This is a genomic window from Streptomyces sp. NPDC045695, assembly GCF_056432025.1.
Map to the genome: position 1 here is coordinate 86153 of NZ_JBWKJU010000021.1, position 14842 is coordinate 100994.

The following is a 14842-nucleotide window of genomic DNA, read 5'->3' on the forward strand; positions in this document are numbered from 1 at the left end:
ACCAGTCACGCACGGACGTCAACTTCCTTTCTGGTAGCTCTCTTAGAACTCCTCTTATCTCGGCCCCGTATCAACTCCTCATGCGCAAAAAAATCAGCTCTCACCACACCACCCGCGCCGCCGCCGTGGCTCTGGTCGCCTCCCTGGCCTGCGTCGCGCTCGTCTCCCCCTCCGACGCGACCGTGCCGCCGGCGTCCCGACAGGCGGCCGGCGTCGTGCGCGGCCACTTCATCGACATCCCCGTGAACGGGGGCACGGCCACCGTCGACACCACCTCCCTGCGGGTCACGGCCCTCACCGCCCACGGGGCGGTGGAGCTGTCCGCGCCCGCCGCGACCGATCCCGGGGCTCCCGGGCCCGTGCGGAGGACGGCGGACGGCCTCCGCTGGAGCTATCCGGGCAGCGGGCTGTCCGTCACCGCGCGCGCTGCAAGCGGGCGGCTCGTCGTCTCGGTCGACTCGAGCGGCCCCGCCGACCGGACCCTGTCCTGGCCCGTCACGGGAGGCGACCGCGCCGCCTCCGCCCTTCAGCTGCCGCGCGGCGAGGGACTCTCCCTCCCCGTGGCCGACCGCTTCTGGAACTCCACCGAGGCCGAGCTGGTCGGCAGCGACCTCCCCATGGAGTCGGCCCTCTCGCTGCCGCTGTGGGGCTACACCCTCGGCCGGCAGGGCGTCAGCTATCTCGTTCCCACCGACATCGGCACCACCTTGCGCCCCATCTCCGAGCGGGGCCGGCTGCGCGCCACCGCCACCCATCGCTTCTCGCGGGCCGAGGGCACCACCGGCTACACGGTGGCCTTCTCCCTGACCGACGGCTCCCCGGTTGCCCCCGCCGCCGACTACCGCGCCTGGCTCGCCGAGCACGGGCAGCTCTCCAGCCTGCGCGAGAAGATCGAGGCCAACCCGGCCACGGGGAAGCTCCTGGGCGCCTTCCACGCCTATCTGTGGGGCGACGCCCGCACGGCGGAGGGCGTCCGGCGGCTGCGTGCGCTCGGCGTGGACCGCATGTGGCTCGGCTACGACGCCGACGGCCGGCCGATGGACGCCGCCGCCGTCACCGCGGCCAAGGACGCCGGCTACTTGGTCGGCCCGTACGACACGTTCGCCAATGGCCAGGACCCGAAGACCTCGGACGCCACCACCTCCGTCTGGCCGGACCGTGTCTACCCGGACTTCTGCGTGCAGGGCCCCGACGGCAAGCCGGTCCCCGGCTTCCACGACCGGGGGTGCTACCTCAGCTCCGAGGCGTTCGAGAAGGCCGAACCCACCCGCCACTACCTCGCCGACCGCACCCGGGCGATGACGGCCAACGGCGCCGACAGCTACTTCCTCGATGTCGACGCGGCCGGCGAGCTGTTCCGCGACCACCACCCCGCCCACCCCATGGACAAGGGGCGCGACCGCACCAACCGGCTCGCCCGGATGAGGCGGCTGGCCGACGGCGACCGGTTGGTGCTCGGATCGGAGTCCGCCGGGGCGTGGGCCAACCAGGTGCTCGCCTTCGACCACGGCTCCGGCACCCCCGTGGCCGACGGGCTCTGGGCGGCCCAGAAGGACAAGGTGAAGTGGGGCGGCTACGCCCCCGCCAAGGCGCCCGCGATCTTTTTCAAGCCCGCCGAGCTTCCCGAGGCCGTGGCCAAGACGATGTACGACCCGGCCTACCGCGTCCCGCTGTACGAGACGGCCCTGCACGACTCTCTGGTCAACACCGAGCGCTGGGAGCTGGCGTACGACAAGCTGCCGAAGCAGAAGACCACCCGCGCCCTGCTGGCGATGCTCTACAACACCCCGCTCAACTTCGTCCTCGACGGGGCGTCTCTTGAGGAGCGCGGCGGCGAGCTGGCCGCCCTCCAGAAGTACTTCGCGCCCCTGCACAAGGCGGCCGCCACGGAGCCCATGACCGGCTTCCGGACGCTGACCGCGGACCGCTCCGTCCAGCGCACCGTCTTCGGCGACGGCGCCCTCACCGTCACCGCCAACTTCGGCACCGGGGCCCACGACGGCTTGCCCGGCGGCTGCGTGGACGCCGCGCTCAAGGGCGACGACGAGCCACGCCGGCTGTGCCCCGGCGGAAAGGGCTAGTGTCCCGATTCCTTCATGTGGTCGGGTCGAAGGCGCATGCCCGTGTCGGTGAGGCCGGAAGATCGTTCGCTAGGACATGAGCTTTCCTGGCGGGGTGGTCTGCTTCACCCATGCGTCCGGCAGCATGAGGGACCAGGCCAGTCCCGCTCCCTGGATCAGTTCAGTCTCCACCGCCCGCCTCTGACGTGCCGCGATAGGCGTTGGCCGTGCAAACGGGTCGTCCTGTGGCCCGTTCTGACGGCCCGTATCGATATCACGGACGAGGCTCTTGAGTAGCAGGGGCTCCCGTACAGGCAGCGCGAGCCCGCGATCAAGGCGACCGTCAAGGGCGGCATCGGCAAGCTCCGCGAGCGCCCCCAGGGACGGCATTACCGGGACGGGGAGCGGTGGCCGGCGCTGGAGTGCCCGACCTGGCGGCCCGACATCCGCGCCGCGGTCATCTCCAAGGCCCGGGTCGACATGCATCGCAAGATGGCCAACACGGCGAAGGCCACCGGCCGGTACCCGCTCGGCGTGCTTTCGGACTGCGTCGTCTACGCGAGCCCCGGCCCTAGCCCGCTCGACTTCCTGCCCTGCACCACCTCCGGCAAGCCCCTCCCCCGAGCCTTCCGCCTCGGGACCACGCCCGGCCTCGCCAAGGTCGAAGGCGTCCAGGAGATGGCGTGGGCCGTCGACCTCATGGAGAAGGGCCTCAACCCGGCCCGTCACATCAAGGGCGGCGGCGCCGTCACCGACGAAGGAGAATAGGCCGTGGGGGACATTGATGACGCTCTGGAACGCGCCGACCGGGAAGCCTTCACCCGGGAGCCGCCCAAGACGCTCAAGGGCCGCATCAACTTCCTGATGGGCAAGCTGAAGACCACGAAGGCCGTCGCCCCGGAGCTGGGAGTCAGCCAGCGCTCTATCGAGCGATAAAAGGCCGATATCGACGCCACGCTGGACGGTGAGGCCCTGCAACATGACGACGGGCGGTCATGTGGTCTACGGCGTAAGCCGGGTAGGGCGCCGACAGGCAGGCCGGGTGGGCTCGAAGCCCGGCGATCAGAGGGGAAGAGTGCGCCAGCCCCGGGTGATCTCCTCGCGGACGGCGTCCAGCTGTCCCGGCTCGTGCTGCGGGCTCACCTGGGACGTGAGCAGGTCCACCAGTGCCGCGCCGTCCGCCGGGCGGCCTGCCGGGTTGGTGGTCAATGCCAGTTCGACGGCGGCCGCGAGCTCCGGGGCGAGAGCCTGCACCGCCGCCAGCGCGGCCGGCTCGGGGCCGGTGTCCACGATCCGGCGGAACACTGCGGCCGGACTGGTCGCCGCGAACGGGCTGGTGCCGTGGGCAGCGCAGACCACGCAGCAGGCCCATGCCCACACGTCGGCGGCCGGACCGGCACGTTCTTCACCGAACTGTTCCGGCGCCATGTACGTCAGGGTTCCCGGTCCGGCGCCGGTGCGGGTGAGCCTGGTGCCGTCAACCAGGTCGGCGATGCCGAAGTCGAGCAGGCGCGGGCCGGCTGTGGTCAGCATGATGTTGGCGGGCTTGAGGTCGCGGTGGACCAGGCCGAGCCGGTGGACTCCGGACAGGGCCACGGCCAGTGCGAGCGCCAGCGCCCGCAGCGCGTCGGGGGTGCGGATCGGCCCCTGCTCCCCCAGGTGTGCGTCGAGGGGGCGTCCGTCCAGCAACTCCATGGCCAGGTACGGCCGTCCGGCGTCGACGCCGGAGTCCAGGACGCGGGCCGTGTAGGCGCCGGGGACCATGGACAGCACCTCGGATTCGCGCTGGAACCGGCGTAACAGATCGGCGTTGTCGAGGAGTTCAGGGTGGATGGTCTTCAGCGCGACCTGTGTCACCGCCCCCTCCCGCCGGGCGAGGTAGACAGTGCCCATTCCGCCGGCGCCGATGCGACCGAGCAGTTGGTAGCCGCCGATCGCGCGCGGCTCGCCCGGGCGCAGTTGCTGGTGGGCGATGGGCGACACGGCGGCGGCGACCCCGTCGGGCTGCGTCGGCACGTACGAGGCGGGCCCAGCCGGCTGTGGAGGCTGGGCGAGCGGCCCCACGTGCGGGGCGGGAGTAGCGGACCTGGGCCCCACCGTCGGCGTGTCGGCGACGGCCTGCCCCGCCGGGGCCGGAGCGCCACCCGCTGGAACCCCCGCCCCGTTCTGGTACTTCCGGCTCGCCACGTACGCGACGACCTGGCACGCGGCGGCCGCCAACACCAGCCCCGTCGGCAGGAACAGTCCCATCGCGACCCGGAGGGCCACCAGGCCACCCAGCCGGAACCGCCCCTCGGGTGACGAGATCCACGACATCACGGGCACACCGGTGGTCAGCAGGGTGCGCTGCGTCCGGAACCAGAGGAGCGGCCAGACCACCGCTGCCAGGACGACGGTGACGACGTACAAGGTCCACGACATCGCCAGGGAGAGGCCGTAGTACCCCGACAGGAAGGTCCCGTCGAGCTGGACGACCGGGAGCAGCAGGAAGTAGTTCCGGGGAAGGAAGTCCAGGTTCATCAGGATCCACAGGCCGATGCCGCCTGCCACTCCCAGTGCAAGCTCTCCCGCGGCCGCTCCCGGGACAGTCCGGGGCGGCGTGGACGGGTCCGCCGATGCCTGCCTCCACATGGCCCGCTGCGCACGTGTCAGCAGAGGCAGCGTTGCTGCTCGCAGCGCCAGTGCGGGCCCGACCACGGCCAGGACATCCATCATCAGCGATGAATCCGCAGCTTCCGCCATGCTTCCCCCGTGTCTTCAGGCCCGGCCCGTCGGTAGAGCACAGGGAGTATAGAGCGGCGGACTCAATCCCCCTACCAGCGACCGGACTTGCGTTGGGCCCGAAGCCACTCATGACCACTTGGTCCAGCTCGCCATAGCGGCGGTCGAAGTCGATGGGCTTCATGGACATCGGACGGCCTCTACAAGTAGATCGGAACGGTGGTGTGCACGACGAAGCCGTGGGGCGCGCCGGGCTCCCGCCGAAGCACCACCCGCGCGGCCCATACGTCCACGGGCCCGCGCCCGGCGAAGGCCATGGCCTGGAGCAGGACACGGCCGACCGGATCGGGACGGGAAGGCCAGGCCGCTTCGAGAGTGATCCGGAGGCGGGTGCCCTGGGCGAGCCAGCGATGGATCGCCTGCTCGTTACGAGTGATGACCTCCTGGGTGGCCCATTGGGCGGTTTCCCGGTCGGGGTAGGTGGCGGTTCGCGTCAGCACGGGGTCCCCCGTTGGGTCAGGAAGGTCAGAATGATTCGAACGTCCAGATCAGTGCGACTTCGGTGTCGTTGACCGCGAGCAGGCCCGCATCCCAGCGGCTCCGGCTGAACGGACTGGTCGCGTTGACCGGCTGCTCGTAAAAATTCGGTGCCTCGCCGTCCCAGCCGATGTTGGAGTAGAAACGGGTGCCGACAGGAAAACGAGAGAGCAACAACTGTGCACGGCGTTCCATCTCCGGTTGCCGCTCGCCGAAATCCCATGTCTTCGACGCGTCCATGCCGACGATTGCAAGAAGGACCATCAGCGATATAGCCGAGGAACGTGGCAGCTCATTGACGGAGTGCCGGAACCGAGCCACGTCGGCCGGATGGGTGGGGGGCTCGATCCAGGCGAACGTCTCGACCTCGCGGTCGACCTCCTCCTCGTAGGGATCGAGCGACGCCCAACCCCGGGGATCAGCGGTTTCACCACGCATGATCACCGCAACGTCGAACCACCACTCGGCGTGATCGCGGCGAGCAACGGTCGCAAAGGCCCAGCGGTCCTCGTACAGCCCGAGTCCGTCTGCCCAGCCTTCCGCAGTGAGGTCGTGCATCATTCGCTCCATTATTCCGGCATCGACGTGAGGATGACGAAGGGTGGGTTGAGGTTCGGGTCGTACTTGATTCGAGTGCTCACGCCATGGGCATCGTGGACGGGGCCTGCATAAGACGCGCTCGCCTTCTCCGAGGTCCGGCCTGTTACCGCGTTTCCTTGAAGTGGGCCTTCCAGCGGTACCGACGACACCTGGAACGATCTCGAAGGGGGGCTGGGCGGCGGATTCTTCAGCCAGTCCTGGATCTCAGCCGTGTTCCGGCGGATGCAGTACTGGGTGTACTTCTGAGCCGATTCCACGTCGGGGAAGCTGGAAGTCGACATCAGCTGGAGCTTGCCCGACCCCTTGGCCTCATCCCGGTGCCGCTGAAGCAGCTGCTCATCGGTCTTGCCCACATGCTTCTCCAGGGTGTGCCCGCCCCCGAGGTCCTCGTTCGTCGCCAGGTCGAACGAGTACATGAACGGGGTGGGACTCTCGCCGCCGCGCTGCCAGCTGTGTTCCTGCTTGAACTCGTTGAGCGACCGCGCACCGAACCCCTGGGCGCGCACGATCTCGGACTGGTACGTCGGGGCGCTGAGGATCGCCTCTTCCAATTCCGGTGCGAGCTTGATCAGCTTGTCGGCCGCTGCGTCGAACTCGCTGTGGTAGTGGTCGACGGCTGCGTCCACGGTCGCCTGGTCCATGTGAGACCGGAAGGAGAGCATGACTTCGCCGACGATCGCGCCGACCGCGAGCTTGGTGACGTCCCTCAGGTCCAGGCCGTTCGTGAAGTCCTTGGCCGTGGCCCTGGCGGCCTCCTTGCCGCAGCGCTCGGTCGTCGCCCTGGTGGTGTCCATGACCTGAACCAGGTGGTCGAGGGTCTCCTGAATCGTGTCCGCCGTCTTCTTCAGTACGTCGACGATGGGACGCCGGCCCGTGGGCGGCAGATCCCGATTGGTCCGCCAACTGCGGCCTGACTCCGGCTATGCGGCTCCGGGGCGCGGTGACAGGTGCGACGTTCGGTGTGGAGAGGGCGTCCGCCTCCGCTGACACGTCAGCCCCCGCCTGTACCCGCCTGAACTGCTGCAGGACTTCGAGCTCCTGCGCCGTGAACCCGCCCTCGCTGAGGCGCATCGCCTCGGCGAGCAGCTTCATGGTCCCCCCTGATCGTTACGGCGTCCTCCGCTGCCGCGCGATGCCGGGCGCGGTACGCCTCCGCTGCCGGCCCCCGCCACCGCGCCTCGATGGCGTCCACGATCTCGTCCATGCGCAGCAGTTGTTTCGTCAGAACTTCCTGCATCCCGTCGAGGTCGCGGGCGAGGCTCTTGAGCCGCTCGGCCTCCACCGAGAGATCTGCGTTTCCCACGGTGCCTCCCTCCCCTGAGCTCCGGGTCGACAGATGATCAACATGTTTGACCTTAACAAAAGCGTTCGATCGGATTTAATTCGAATAGGGGGCACCGATCGGCACTCCGTGATCGCGGCAAGGACGACGGGAGCGTGTCAGCGGGCTGTCGGTGAGCTGTTCGGGTCCTGTCGGTGCGGCGCGTCATGGTGGCGTCGTCGTCAGGCAGGAACACCGAAACGAGGGCCCCCGATGAACACCACGATCGCCGCTCTCCAGATCCTGATCGCGCTCGCCTTCCTCGGCATCCCGCTCGTCCGCCACCGTTACCCAGGCCGCCGTCGAGGCGGAGTTGAGCTGCCAGGGCGTACGGACCACGGTCATTGCGGAGAACGGGATGCGCGTCGACGTCGGCGGGCAGGAGGCCTGGGCGCCGGTCGGGATCGCCCTGGCCCTGGCGGTGCCTGCCGTCGCCGGGCTCGCGTAGAGCGGATGGGCCAGGGCCGCCTCCTGGAGAGTCGCCGATCCCCCGTGCCTTGGTGCAGAGAAGGTCGAGGCAGTCGAGCCGTTCATGCCGAAGTCCGACAGGTTGAAGAAGTCCTTCTTCCCGGTGGCCTCGGCGAGCCGCTGAAGAAGGCCCTGGGGTCGGGGTAGATCGACGGACCGTCCGCGTTGGCTGGGACCGCAGCCAAGGAGGGCTCCGAGGGCAAGTGGAGGAGTCACCGTGCCGCGCAGGTCAGGTGTCTGCTGCCCGTCGAGACCAGAGGTCCGGCCAGGGCCTGCCTCCCTTTCGGGCACCCGATGACGAGGGCGGGGACGTTGGTGGGCGCAGTCCGAAGCCTTGGGCCGTCTGCTGTGTCCGGCTGTGCGCCAGTGCCACTGGGCTGCGTGCGTAACCGCGGGAGCAGACTTCCCGTTGAGACCCTGGCACCGTCTTCTGCCCCCGCACGGCTGACGGCCGCCCGCTCCCGGCGGCGGGCCCTCCGCCGGGACGCCCCGCCTGAGGCAACAGGAGTCGCCGCGTGAGCGAGGAAGCCACCCACAGCCCGGACGCAGACCTGCCCAAGGACAACGGCCTGGTCGCGCAGGCGCGCCGCCTGCTGCCCGACATCGTCAACCTGCGCAGGGCCCTGCACCGCGATCCGGAGCTGGGCCGGCACCTGCCCCGCACGCAGGAACGGGTGCTTGAGTCCCTTGAAGGTCTTCCCCTGCACGTCACCACCGGCACGCACCTCAGCTCGGTGACAGCCGTCCTGGAGGGTGACCACCCGGGCCCCACAACGCTGCTGCGGGCCGACATGGACGCCCTACCCCTGCATGAGGACACCGACCTGGACTTCGCCTCCCGCGCCCCCGGCGCCATGCATGCGTGCGGCCATGATCTGCACACCGCGATGCTCGTCGGCGCCGCCCGCCTCCTTGCAGCGCGACGGGCCGAGCTTGCGGGGCGGGTCGTGTTCATGTTTCAGCCCGCCGAGGAGAGTGGGGGCGGCGCGGCCGACATGATCGAGGAAGGCGTCCTGACTACTGCCGACGGGCACCACGTGGACTCGGCCTTCGCCCTTCACGTCACCACGCGCTTCGAATCTGGGACCCTTCACCTGCGGCCGGGCCCCATGTTCGCGGCCTCCGACCGGATCCATCTCACCGTGCGTGGCCAAGGGGGCCACGCTTCGGCGCCCCACCTGGCACTCGACCCCATTCCGGTGGCCTGTGAGATCGTTCAAGCCCTGCAGAGCTTCGTCACCCGGACGGTGAACATCTTCGATCCGGCAGTGGTCACCATCGCCCGGATCGAAGCGGGCACCACCGCCAACATCATCCCGGAGACCGCCGCGCTCCACGGCACCTTCCGCACCCTGACCCCCGATACCCGCCGCCAGGTTCGCGCGGGCATCGAACGCGTGGCCCGCCACATCTGCGCCGCGCATGGCGCCGAGGCCGATATCGAGCTGATCGAGAGCTACCCGCCGCTGCACAACGACCCGGCGTTCACCACCGCCGTGGAGCAGGCCGTTGCCACACGGCTTGGACAGCACCTCGTCCATGACCTCGCCGAGCCGGTCATGGGCTCCGAGGATTTCGCCTACGTCCTCGAACGTGTCCCTGGTGCCATGGCCTTCCTCGGCGCACGCCCGTCCGCCCCACCGGGCAAGAACATCCCGGACATGCACTCCAACCGAGCCGTCTTCGACGAGGACGCCATGGCCACCGGCGTTGCCGCACACGCAGCCGTCGCCCTCCACCACACCAGCACGTCGAGCGGCGCTTAAGACCTGACTCTCCAGGCCCGGCCATCGATACAGGCCGACCGGGGCGGGCGCACCCCCACGCGCCTGGACCTCCGAACCGCCACTGCTCCCCGACGTGGTCAGCGTGCGGATACGCCCACCCGGCTTGCTGCGGGACCTGGTGCGTGGGGCAGGTGGGGCATGACGTCGGCGGCCAGTCTTTCCAGATGCTCGGCGTGGCCGTACAACGGGTTCAGCTGGGGCAGATCGGCGCCGACGTCGGCGAGTTCGCGCAGGCCGGCGGCGCAGTCGTAGGGGGCTGACGATCAGGGCGCTATGGACGCCGGCGGGCGGTGGCCGTACGGGGGCGGGTTTGCACCAGCCCCTGTCCTCGGCCGCGCCCGCAACTCCGCTGCCTCGTTGGGTAGGACATGACGACCAGGACGGAGCAGATCGCCGGCGAAACGGCCGCCCAGACGGCGAGGCAGGAGCTCATCGCGGCCACACGGGAGGCACTGGGCACCAACGACCGGTAGGCAATGGGCGGCCTCCCAGCCCAGCGACAGCAAGCCGCCGGAACCCGTACCGCGAGGGGTTGGCACCGGCTGGCCGTCACACCGGCTGCCCGTCCGCGTCGGTCACGTAGTCCTCACGCGGTGAGTCGACCCTGCGGGTCGCCTCGGGTTGCTCCACACCGTCGTCGAAGACGGTGACGTGCACCTCAGGCCCCTGCTTCGACAGCCTCACGACCCGAGTTCCACGGGACAGCCGGCGTAGCACCTCCGGGCGGCCGAACTGGGCGTCGCCGCCCTCCTGGGTGGCGTACGACCACCCGTCGCCGCACCACCCGGCCCGGGCCATCGGACGGCACGCCGCCCAGGGTGCGGCGGCCGACAGCCGCATCTGCTTCCGACTGCGCGACCGGACGGTCGCGGGCACGGCGCCCAGCCTGCCCAAGAGCTCCTCGGGCGGAATGCCGGCCACGAACACGACGTCCGGCTGACGTGGCGGTGCCTGCGCGGCCGGCGCTGCGAAAGTGATGACGGCATAGGCCCCGTCGGGCCGCGGGGCGGACGGCACCGGCTCGGGCGCGAGCGGGATCAGCGGTTCGGTGGCCTCGGCGGCGAGGCCGAGCGGGGAGAGCGGATCTGGGACGACCGTCGCGGCGTCGTCCCAGATCAGCCGGCCCTCGACAGCGAGCGGTATCCGTCCGTTGAAGGGTGTGCCGTTCTCGAGAGCCGTGGCGAACTCGGTAAGGACGTGGCGCAGCCCCAGCCATGGAGTGAAGGACGGGATGTCCTCGTCGAAGTACCGGCCGACACGCCCGTGGTGCGGGCCGGGGCGCGAGACCAGGAAGAGTCCGTCGGAGGACTGCCAGCCGATGCCCAGGGTGATCAGCAGCCGTTCGTGGGGCCAGTACGCGTGCTGGTCGCGTTCCTCCTCGTCGAGTTCGGCCTCGTCCTCGTCGAGGTCCGCGCCGATGTCCCGCAGGAACTCGGTGCTCCGGACGATGTCCTCGACCCCGGACAGCGGTCCGTAGTAGGCCAGCGTCGGTGTTCCGTCCTGGAGCTGTACGCCGTCGCGGCGCAGCAGCGAGTACTTAAGGTCGGGCGGGAACGTCACGCCGAGACGGAGTTCGGCCGCCGCAATGTGCTCCGGAAGGGCTGGCGGTCGGAGCAGCCCGTGGCTGACGGCCGCGTGCTGCGCGAGCCAGGTCTCGATGCGGGCCCATGATTGATCGACGGTGAGCGTGGTCATGTCGGTGACCCTAGGCGCGGGCACTGACACTCCCACCACCTGCAACAACGGCTGTTGCCGACCGGCAGAGACGGCCACGGCCGCCCCATCAGTTCCATGACCGGCCGGACGAGTTCAAGTCGTACACGGGAGCGGCGAGCGCCACGTCAAGGCGCCGGCGCTTTCACATCCTCGCAGCTGTTGTTCACGGCGGCCTCGGGCGGACTGGCGATCGCCTTCTGCCAGTGCTCCCGTTCACCCGAGAGGCCCCGCTGGACCGGCTCGGCGTACCAGGCCCAGGCCTCGGTGCCCGTGGTGCCGGCCGTCGATCCGGACTGGACAACGCGGTGCAGGTCATGGACGGCCTGCCGGTGGTCGACGTCTGGAATGGGACGACAGCGTCACACCCGCCCGCCCGACGCCGGTGCAGACCGCGCTGATCAGCGCCGACTACGACGCTTCGATGCACGGCTGGCGCGCCCCACGCCGACCCCCGCACGTGCCGTGTCGCCTGGACCGCGATCGACGGCCTCGACGACGGCCAGGGCATTGGACTTCGCCGCGGAACACCCGCTACCGGGAGGACGGAGGCAGCGCCTACCTGACCACCCGGGTGAAGACCCTGGAAACCCTCAAGGGCGAGTTCGGCGCTGTGGACGTCACCCAGGGAGTGAAGAACGGCGGGAACCCGGGGCCGGTACGCCACGGAGGACCCGGACCGCTACGCGGTGCTGGAGCCCGGCCGCCAGTACGTCATCGCGGCACTGCGTCGCTCGTCATGCCCTGGGGCGAACGCTCCAATCCAGCGGCCCGTTCTCGAACCGCGCCTTCTTCGCCGCCGGGCGGCGCGACGCCGACGACGTTCTGGTGGTGCTCGCCGGGCGGGTCTCGGCGGCCGGAGCAGCGGCGACGGGAGCAGGAGCGGGGGTCTGGGTGTTCTCGGTTTCAGTCATGGCCGCAGCCTCGGGGGCCGGGCCCTACGCCGCCGCAGCCCAGTACTTCGCCCGGGCGGGCAACAGGTTCTTCAGCTGGCCAGGATCACGGAGGCGACTGTTCGCCAGCCCGCGTCGGTCCGGGCGACGAGGTAGAGCACGCGGACGCGCTGGAACTCCCGCCCCTGGCTGTCCTGGCGTGCCCAGGTGACTTTGATCTCTGCGGCCCGCTCGTTGAGGGCGCGCACCACCGGGTCGAGGGCCTTGCTGCCCCCGTAGTCGGCGTCGCGCAGTCCGCGCAGTTCGTGTGCGAGTCCTTGGGAGAGCGCCTCGGCGGAGGTGAGCACGGTGTGGGCCGTCCCGGTGGTCATGCTGATCGGCACGGAGAAGTAGTCGAGGAGCGGCGCGGGGTCGATGCTCCCCTTCGCCGCCAGTCCGATGAACGTCTCAACGTATCCGTCGAACCATGCCTGCGCTTCGTTCGCGACGACGGCCAGATCGGTGTGCGTCATGATTTCGTGACCTCTCTTGCAGAGATTTCAGGTTGGGTTTCTTGAAGGGGAGTGCGCTTTGCCGTCGTGTTACGGGTCGGCTGCGAGTGCGGGCCACAGCGGTTGTTGGTGAGCGAGTAGTGGCCTAGGTGGTGGGTGGCAAACTGCGCCTCCCAGCCGGGTCCGAGGCGGTCTCGGGCAAGGCCATCCCGCCGGCGTTGTAGATGAGGATGTCGATGCCGCGGCCGGTTGCCAGGGACCCGTCCGTGAAAGTGTGCACGCCGGCCTGGCCGCCCAGGGCGAGGCGGCGTGCCTCGACCGGGTCCAGTGCGGCGAAGGCTTCCACGGCCGCCTCCGGGCGGCGGACGGCGACGACGACAGTCGGGCCGCAGGGCGCGCGTGGCCTCCAGCCCCGGCCCGGAGCTGCCGCCGGTCACGACGGCGAGCCTTCCGGTGAGGCCAGGATCTCGGCTGCGGTGCTGTGCACCCCGAAGCCGGAACCGATGGGCTGCTGTGCTGTCATGACCGCCCATTTCCTTGCGCGTGGAGCGTAAATGACAACGCCATAAACGGGGAGTTCCCCGGTTATCCCCAAAACGTAACCGGGGAACTCCCCGGTTGTCCAGATAGACTGGTCCCATGACGAAGGAACAGCCTTGACCGCCAAGCCGAGCGTGTTGCGCGCTGATGCCCGCCGCAACCGGGAGCGCATCCTCGAAGCGGCCGTTCGCGCCTTCTCCGAGAAGGGCCCGGACGTTGCGATCGACGCGATCGCCAAGGCCGCGGGCGTCGGCTCGGCCACGCTCTACCGCCACTTCCCCACGCGCGAGGCGCTCATCGAGGCGGCCTACCGCAACGAGCTGGCCCGTGTCTGCGACAGCGCCGCGACGCTGCTCGACGGCCATGCCCCGGACCGGGCGCTCCGCCAGTGGATGGACGACTTCATCGACTACCTGGCTGCCAAGCAGGGCATGGCGGACGCGCTGCGGGCCGCAGCGGCATCCGGTGCGGACCCCTTCGCCGAGACCCTCGACAGGCTCGCCACCGCGATCGGCACGCTGCTGCACGCCGGCGCCGACGCCGGTCTCCTGCGCCCGGACCTCGACCCCGTCGATGTCGGCTTCAGCCTGGCCGGCATCGGGCTGATCACCAGCGCTCCCGCCCAACGCGAACGAGCCGGCCGCCTCCTCGACCTACTCCTCGACGGCCTCCGGTACGGAGCGGACGGTCCAGCGTCCAGCTCGTGTGTCCGCGGCAGTGTTCGCGACGGGCTCCTCGACCGGTGCGGAATCGGTCTCGCTGAGCGGGGCAGTGCTGCGGGCAGGCAGCCGCGGTGGGCGGAGGCGATGCCCTGAACTCGGCGGGAGAGGCCCTGCCAGAAGTGCAAGCGGTCGCTGGACCTGCACGGAAATCCGGGTTCTGCGACTTCTCCGGCCTTAACACCCCGCTCCGGCCACGCCGTAGCGGCCTGCGGCAGCTTCGCTCTCGCCGCCGTACCCGCCCCGCCATGCGACTGCTGTGCGTCACCGGCGCGGACGCCGTCTTCCCTCCACGTCGGCGGCGTTTCGCTGCCGGAACGCTGGCGGCATAGCCGACCTAGGGTGGTTGTGGTGCGAATGTCGTTACCGGTCGGGGGCAGGGGGCACCCATAGGCCGGGTCCTGTCCGCGTCGGCGGGCGTGGCCCGCACCCGTGCAGACAAGGACGAAGGAGTACGACGGATGACGAAGGCTCGCGACATCATGACGGCGGACGTGACGTGCATCGGCGCGAACGAGACGGTGCTCGAGGCCGCGAAGAAGATGGCTCAGCTGAAGGTCGGCTCGCTGCCGATCTGCGGTACGGACGAGAAGCTCAAGGGCGTGCTCACCGACCGGGACATCGTGGTGAAGGTCCTCGCGGCGGGCAAGGACCCGGCCGCGGTGAAGGCCGGCGATCTCGCCCAGGGCGAGGCAGTCACCATCGGCGCTGACGACGACGCCGCGGAGATCCTGCGCACGATGGGCGCACACCAGGTCCGCCGACTTCCGGTCATCGACGGGCACACGCTGGTCGGCATCGTCGCCTTGGCCGACGTCGCCCGCGCCCTGCCGGACACGAAGGTCGGCGACCTGCTTGAGGCGATTTCGCAGGACTAACCGGTCCGCACTCGATGGCGCCTCGGTGCGCACATGGTGCGGGGGGGGGGCGGGGGGGGGGGGGGGGCCACCTGTCTATTCCTTTCCTTCCCGTGGTGCCCTTTTTCGTTCCTT

11 protein-coding genes and 3 pseudogenes are annotated in these 14842 nt (G+C 69.9%); 6 read left to right on the forward strand and 8 right to left on the reverse strand.

What is annotated here, in order from left to right:
- Positions 1-80 precede the first annotated feature (80 nt).
- The 3 genes and pseudogenes from AC07DU_RS28185 to AC07DU_RS28195 all read left to right on the forward strand — a co-directional run.
- On the forward strand, positions 81-2081 hold the full coding sequence (locus AC07DU_RS28185) for a glycoside hydrolase (RefSeq protein ID WP_479114427.1): 2001 nt from the start codon (positions 81-83) through the stop codon (positions 2079-2081).
- Positions 2082-2387: 306 nt separating this feature from the next.
- A pseudogene (locus tag AC07DU_RS28190) lies at positions 2388-2828 on the forward strand (telomere-associated protein Tap); the annotation flags it as partial.
- Between the two features lie 3 nt (positions 2829-2831).
- Positions 2832-2993, forward strand: a pseudogene (locus tag AC07DU_RS28195) (telomere-protecting terminal protein Tpg); the annotation flags it as partial.
- 129 nt (positions 2994-3122) lie between these two features.
- Here the strand turns inward: AC07DU_RS28195 and AC07DU_RS28200 are convergent.
- The 4 genes from AC07DU_RS28200 to AC07DU_RS28215 all read right to left on the reverse strand — a co-directional run bounded on the left by AC07DU_RS28200 (position 3123) and on the right by AC07DU_RS28215 (position 6712).
- Positions 3123-4610 (reverse strand): serine/threonine-protein kinase, encoded by a 1488-nt coding sequence (locus tag AC07DU_RS28200; protein ID WP_479114429.1) that lies wholly within the window; start codon positions 4608-4610, stop codon positions 3123-3125.
- A gap of 371 nt (positions 4611-4981) precedes the next feature.
- Positions 4982-5281, reverse strand: a complete 300-nt coding sequence (locus AC07DU_RS28205; RefSeq protein WP_266974455.1) for an RNase A-like domain-containing protein — start codon at positions 5279-5281, stop codon at positions 4982-4984.
- A 25-nt stretch (positions 5282-5306) separates the two neighbouring features.
- A complete protein-coding gene (locus tag AC07DU_RS28210; RefSeq protein ID WP_479114431.1) occupies positions 5307-5879 on the reverse strand; it encodes a hypothetical protein in 573 nt (190 codons plus the stop codon).
- An 8-nt stretch (positions 5880-5887) separates the two neighbouring features.
- Positions 5888-6712, reverse strand: a complete 825-nt coding sequence (locus AC07DU_RS28215; protein WP_479114433.1) for an RNase A-like domain-containing protein — start codon at positions 6710-6712, stop codon at positions 5888-5890.
- Between the two features lie 1510 nt (positions 6713-8222).
- On the opposite strand from AC07DU_RS28215, the gene AC07DU_RS28220 reads away from it, so the two are divergent.
- Positions 8223-9473, forward strand: a complete 1251-nt coding sequence (locus tag AC07DU_RS28220; protein ID WP_479114435.1) for a M20 metallopeptidase family protein — start codon at positions 8223-8225, stop codon at positions 9471-9473.
- Positions 9474-10043: 570 nt separating this feature from the next.
- Here AC07DU_RS28220 and AC07DU_RS28225 read toward each other — a convergent pair.
- The 4 genes and pseudogenes from AC07DU_RS28225 to AC07DU_RS28240 all read right to left on the reverse strand — a co-directional run.
- Positions 10044-11189: an SMI1/KNR4 family protein gene (locus AC07DU_RS28225; RefSeq protein ID WP_479114438.1), complete on the reverse strand. Its 1146-nt coding sequence runs from the start codon at positions 11187-11189 to the stop codon at positions 10044-10046.
- Positions 11190-11944: 755 nt separating this feature from the next.
- Entirely contained in the window at positions 11945-12121 is a 177-nt protein-coding gene (locus AC07DU_RS28230) for a hypothetical protein (RefSeq protein ID WP_479114440.1), read from the reverse strand.
- A 71-nt stretch (positions 12122-12192) separates the two neighbouring features.
- The gene (locus AC07DU_RS28235) at positions 12193-12612 is read right to left on the reverse strand and encodes a DUF6841 family protein (protein ID WP_479114442.1); all 420 of its coding nucleotides are present in this window, start codon (positions 12610-12612) and stop codon (positions 12193-12195) included.
- Between the two features lie 104 nt (positions 12613-12716).
- Positions 12717-13114, reverse strand: a pseudogene (locus AC07DU_RS28240) (SDR family NAD(P)-dependent oxidoreductase); the annotation flags it as partial.
- Between the two features lie 133 nt (positions 13115-13247).
- On the opposite strand from AC07DU_RS28240, the gene AC07DU_RS28245 reads away from it, so the two are divergent.
- Together AC07DU_RS28245 and AC07DU_RS28250 are read left to right on the forward strand one after the other, a co-directional pair.
- Positions 13248-13946 carry a TetR/AcrR family transcriptional regulator gene (locus AC07DU_RS28245; protein ID WP_479037877.1) on the forward strand — a complete coding sequence of 233 codons (699 nt, stop codon included), beginning with the start codon at positions 13248-13250 and terminating at the stop codon, positions 13944-13946.
- Positions 13947-14311: 365 nt separating this feature from the next.
- Positions 14312-14728, forward strand: coding sequence for a CBS domain-containing protein (locus tag AC07DU_RS28250; RefSeq protein ID WP_360901974.1), 417 nt, complete (start codon positions 14312-14314; stop codon positions 14726-14728).
- The last annotated feature ends 114 nt before the right edge of the window (positions 14729-14842 follow it).

What these genes read in the sequence shown, in the direction of transcription:
- AC07DU_RS28185 (WP_479114427.1), top strand. Translation starts at nt 81, where the DNA reads ATGCGCAAAAAAATCAGCTCTCACCACACCACCCGCGCCGCCGCCGTG.
- AC07DU_RS28210 (WP_479114431.1), bottom strand. Translation starts at nt 5,879, where the DNA reads ATGATGCACGACCTCACTGCGGAAGGCTGGGCAGACGGACTCGGGCTG.
- AC07DU_RS28215 (WP_479114433.1), bottom strand. Translation starts at nt 6,712, where the DNA reads ATGGACACCACCAGGGCGACGACCGAGCGCTGCGGCAAGGAGGCCGCC.
- AC07DU_RS28225 (WP_479114438.1), bottom strand. Translation starts at nt 11,189, where the DNA reads ATGACCACGCTCACCGTCGATCAATCATGGGCCCGCATCGAGACCTGG.
- AC07DU_RS28230 (WP_479114440.1), bottom strand. Translation starts at nt 12,121, where the DNA reads ATGACTGAAACCGAGAACACCCAGACCCCCGCTCCTGCTCCCGTCGCC.
- AC07DU_RS28235 (WP_479114442.1), bottom strand. Translation starts at nt 12,612, where the DNA reads ATGACGCACACCGATCTGGCCGTCGTCGCGAACGAAGCGCAGGCATGG.
- AC07DU_RS28250 (WP_360901974.1), top strand. Translation starts at nt 14,312, where the DNA reads ATGACGAAGGCTCGCGACATCATGACGGCGGACGTGACGTGCATCGGC.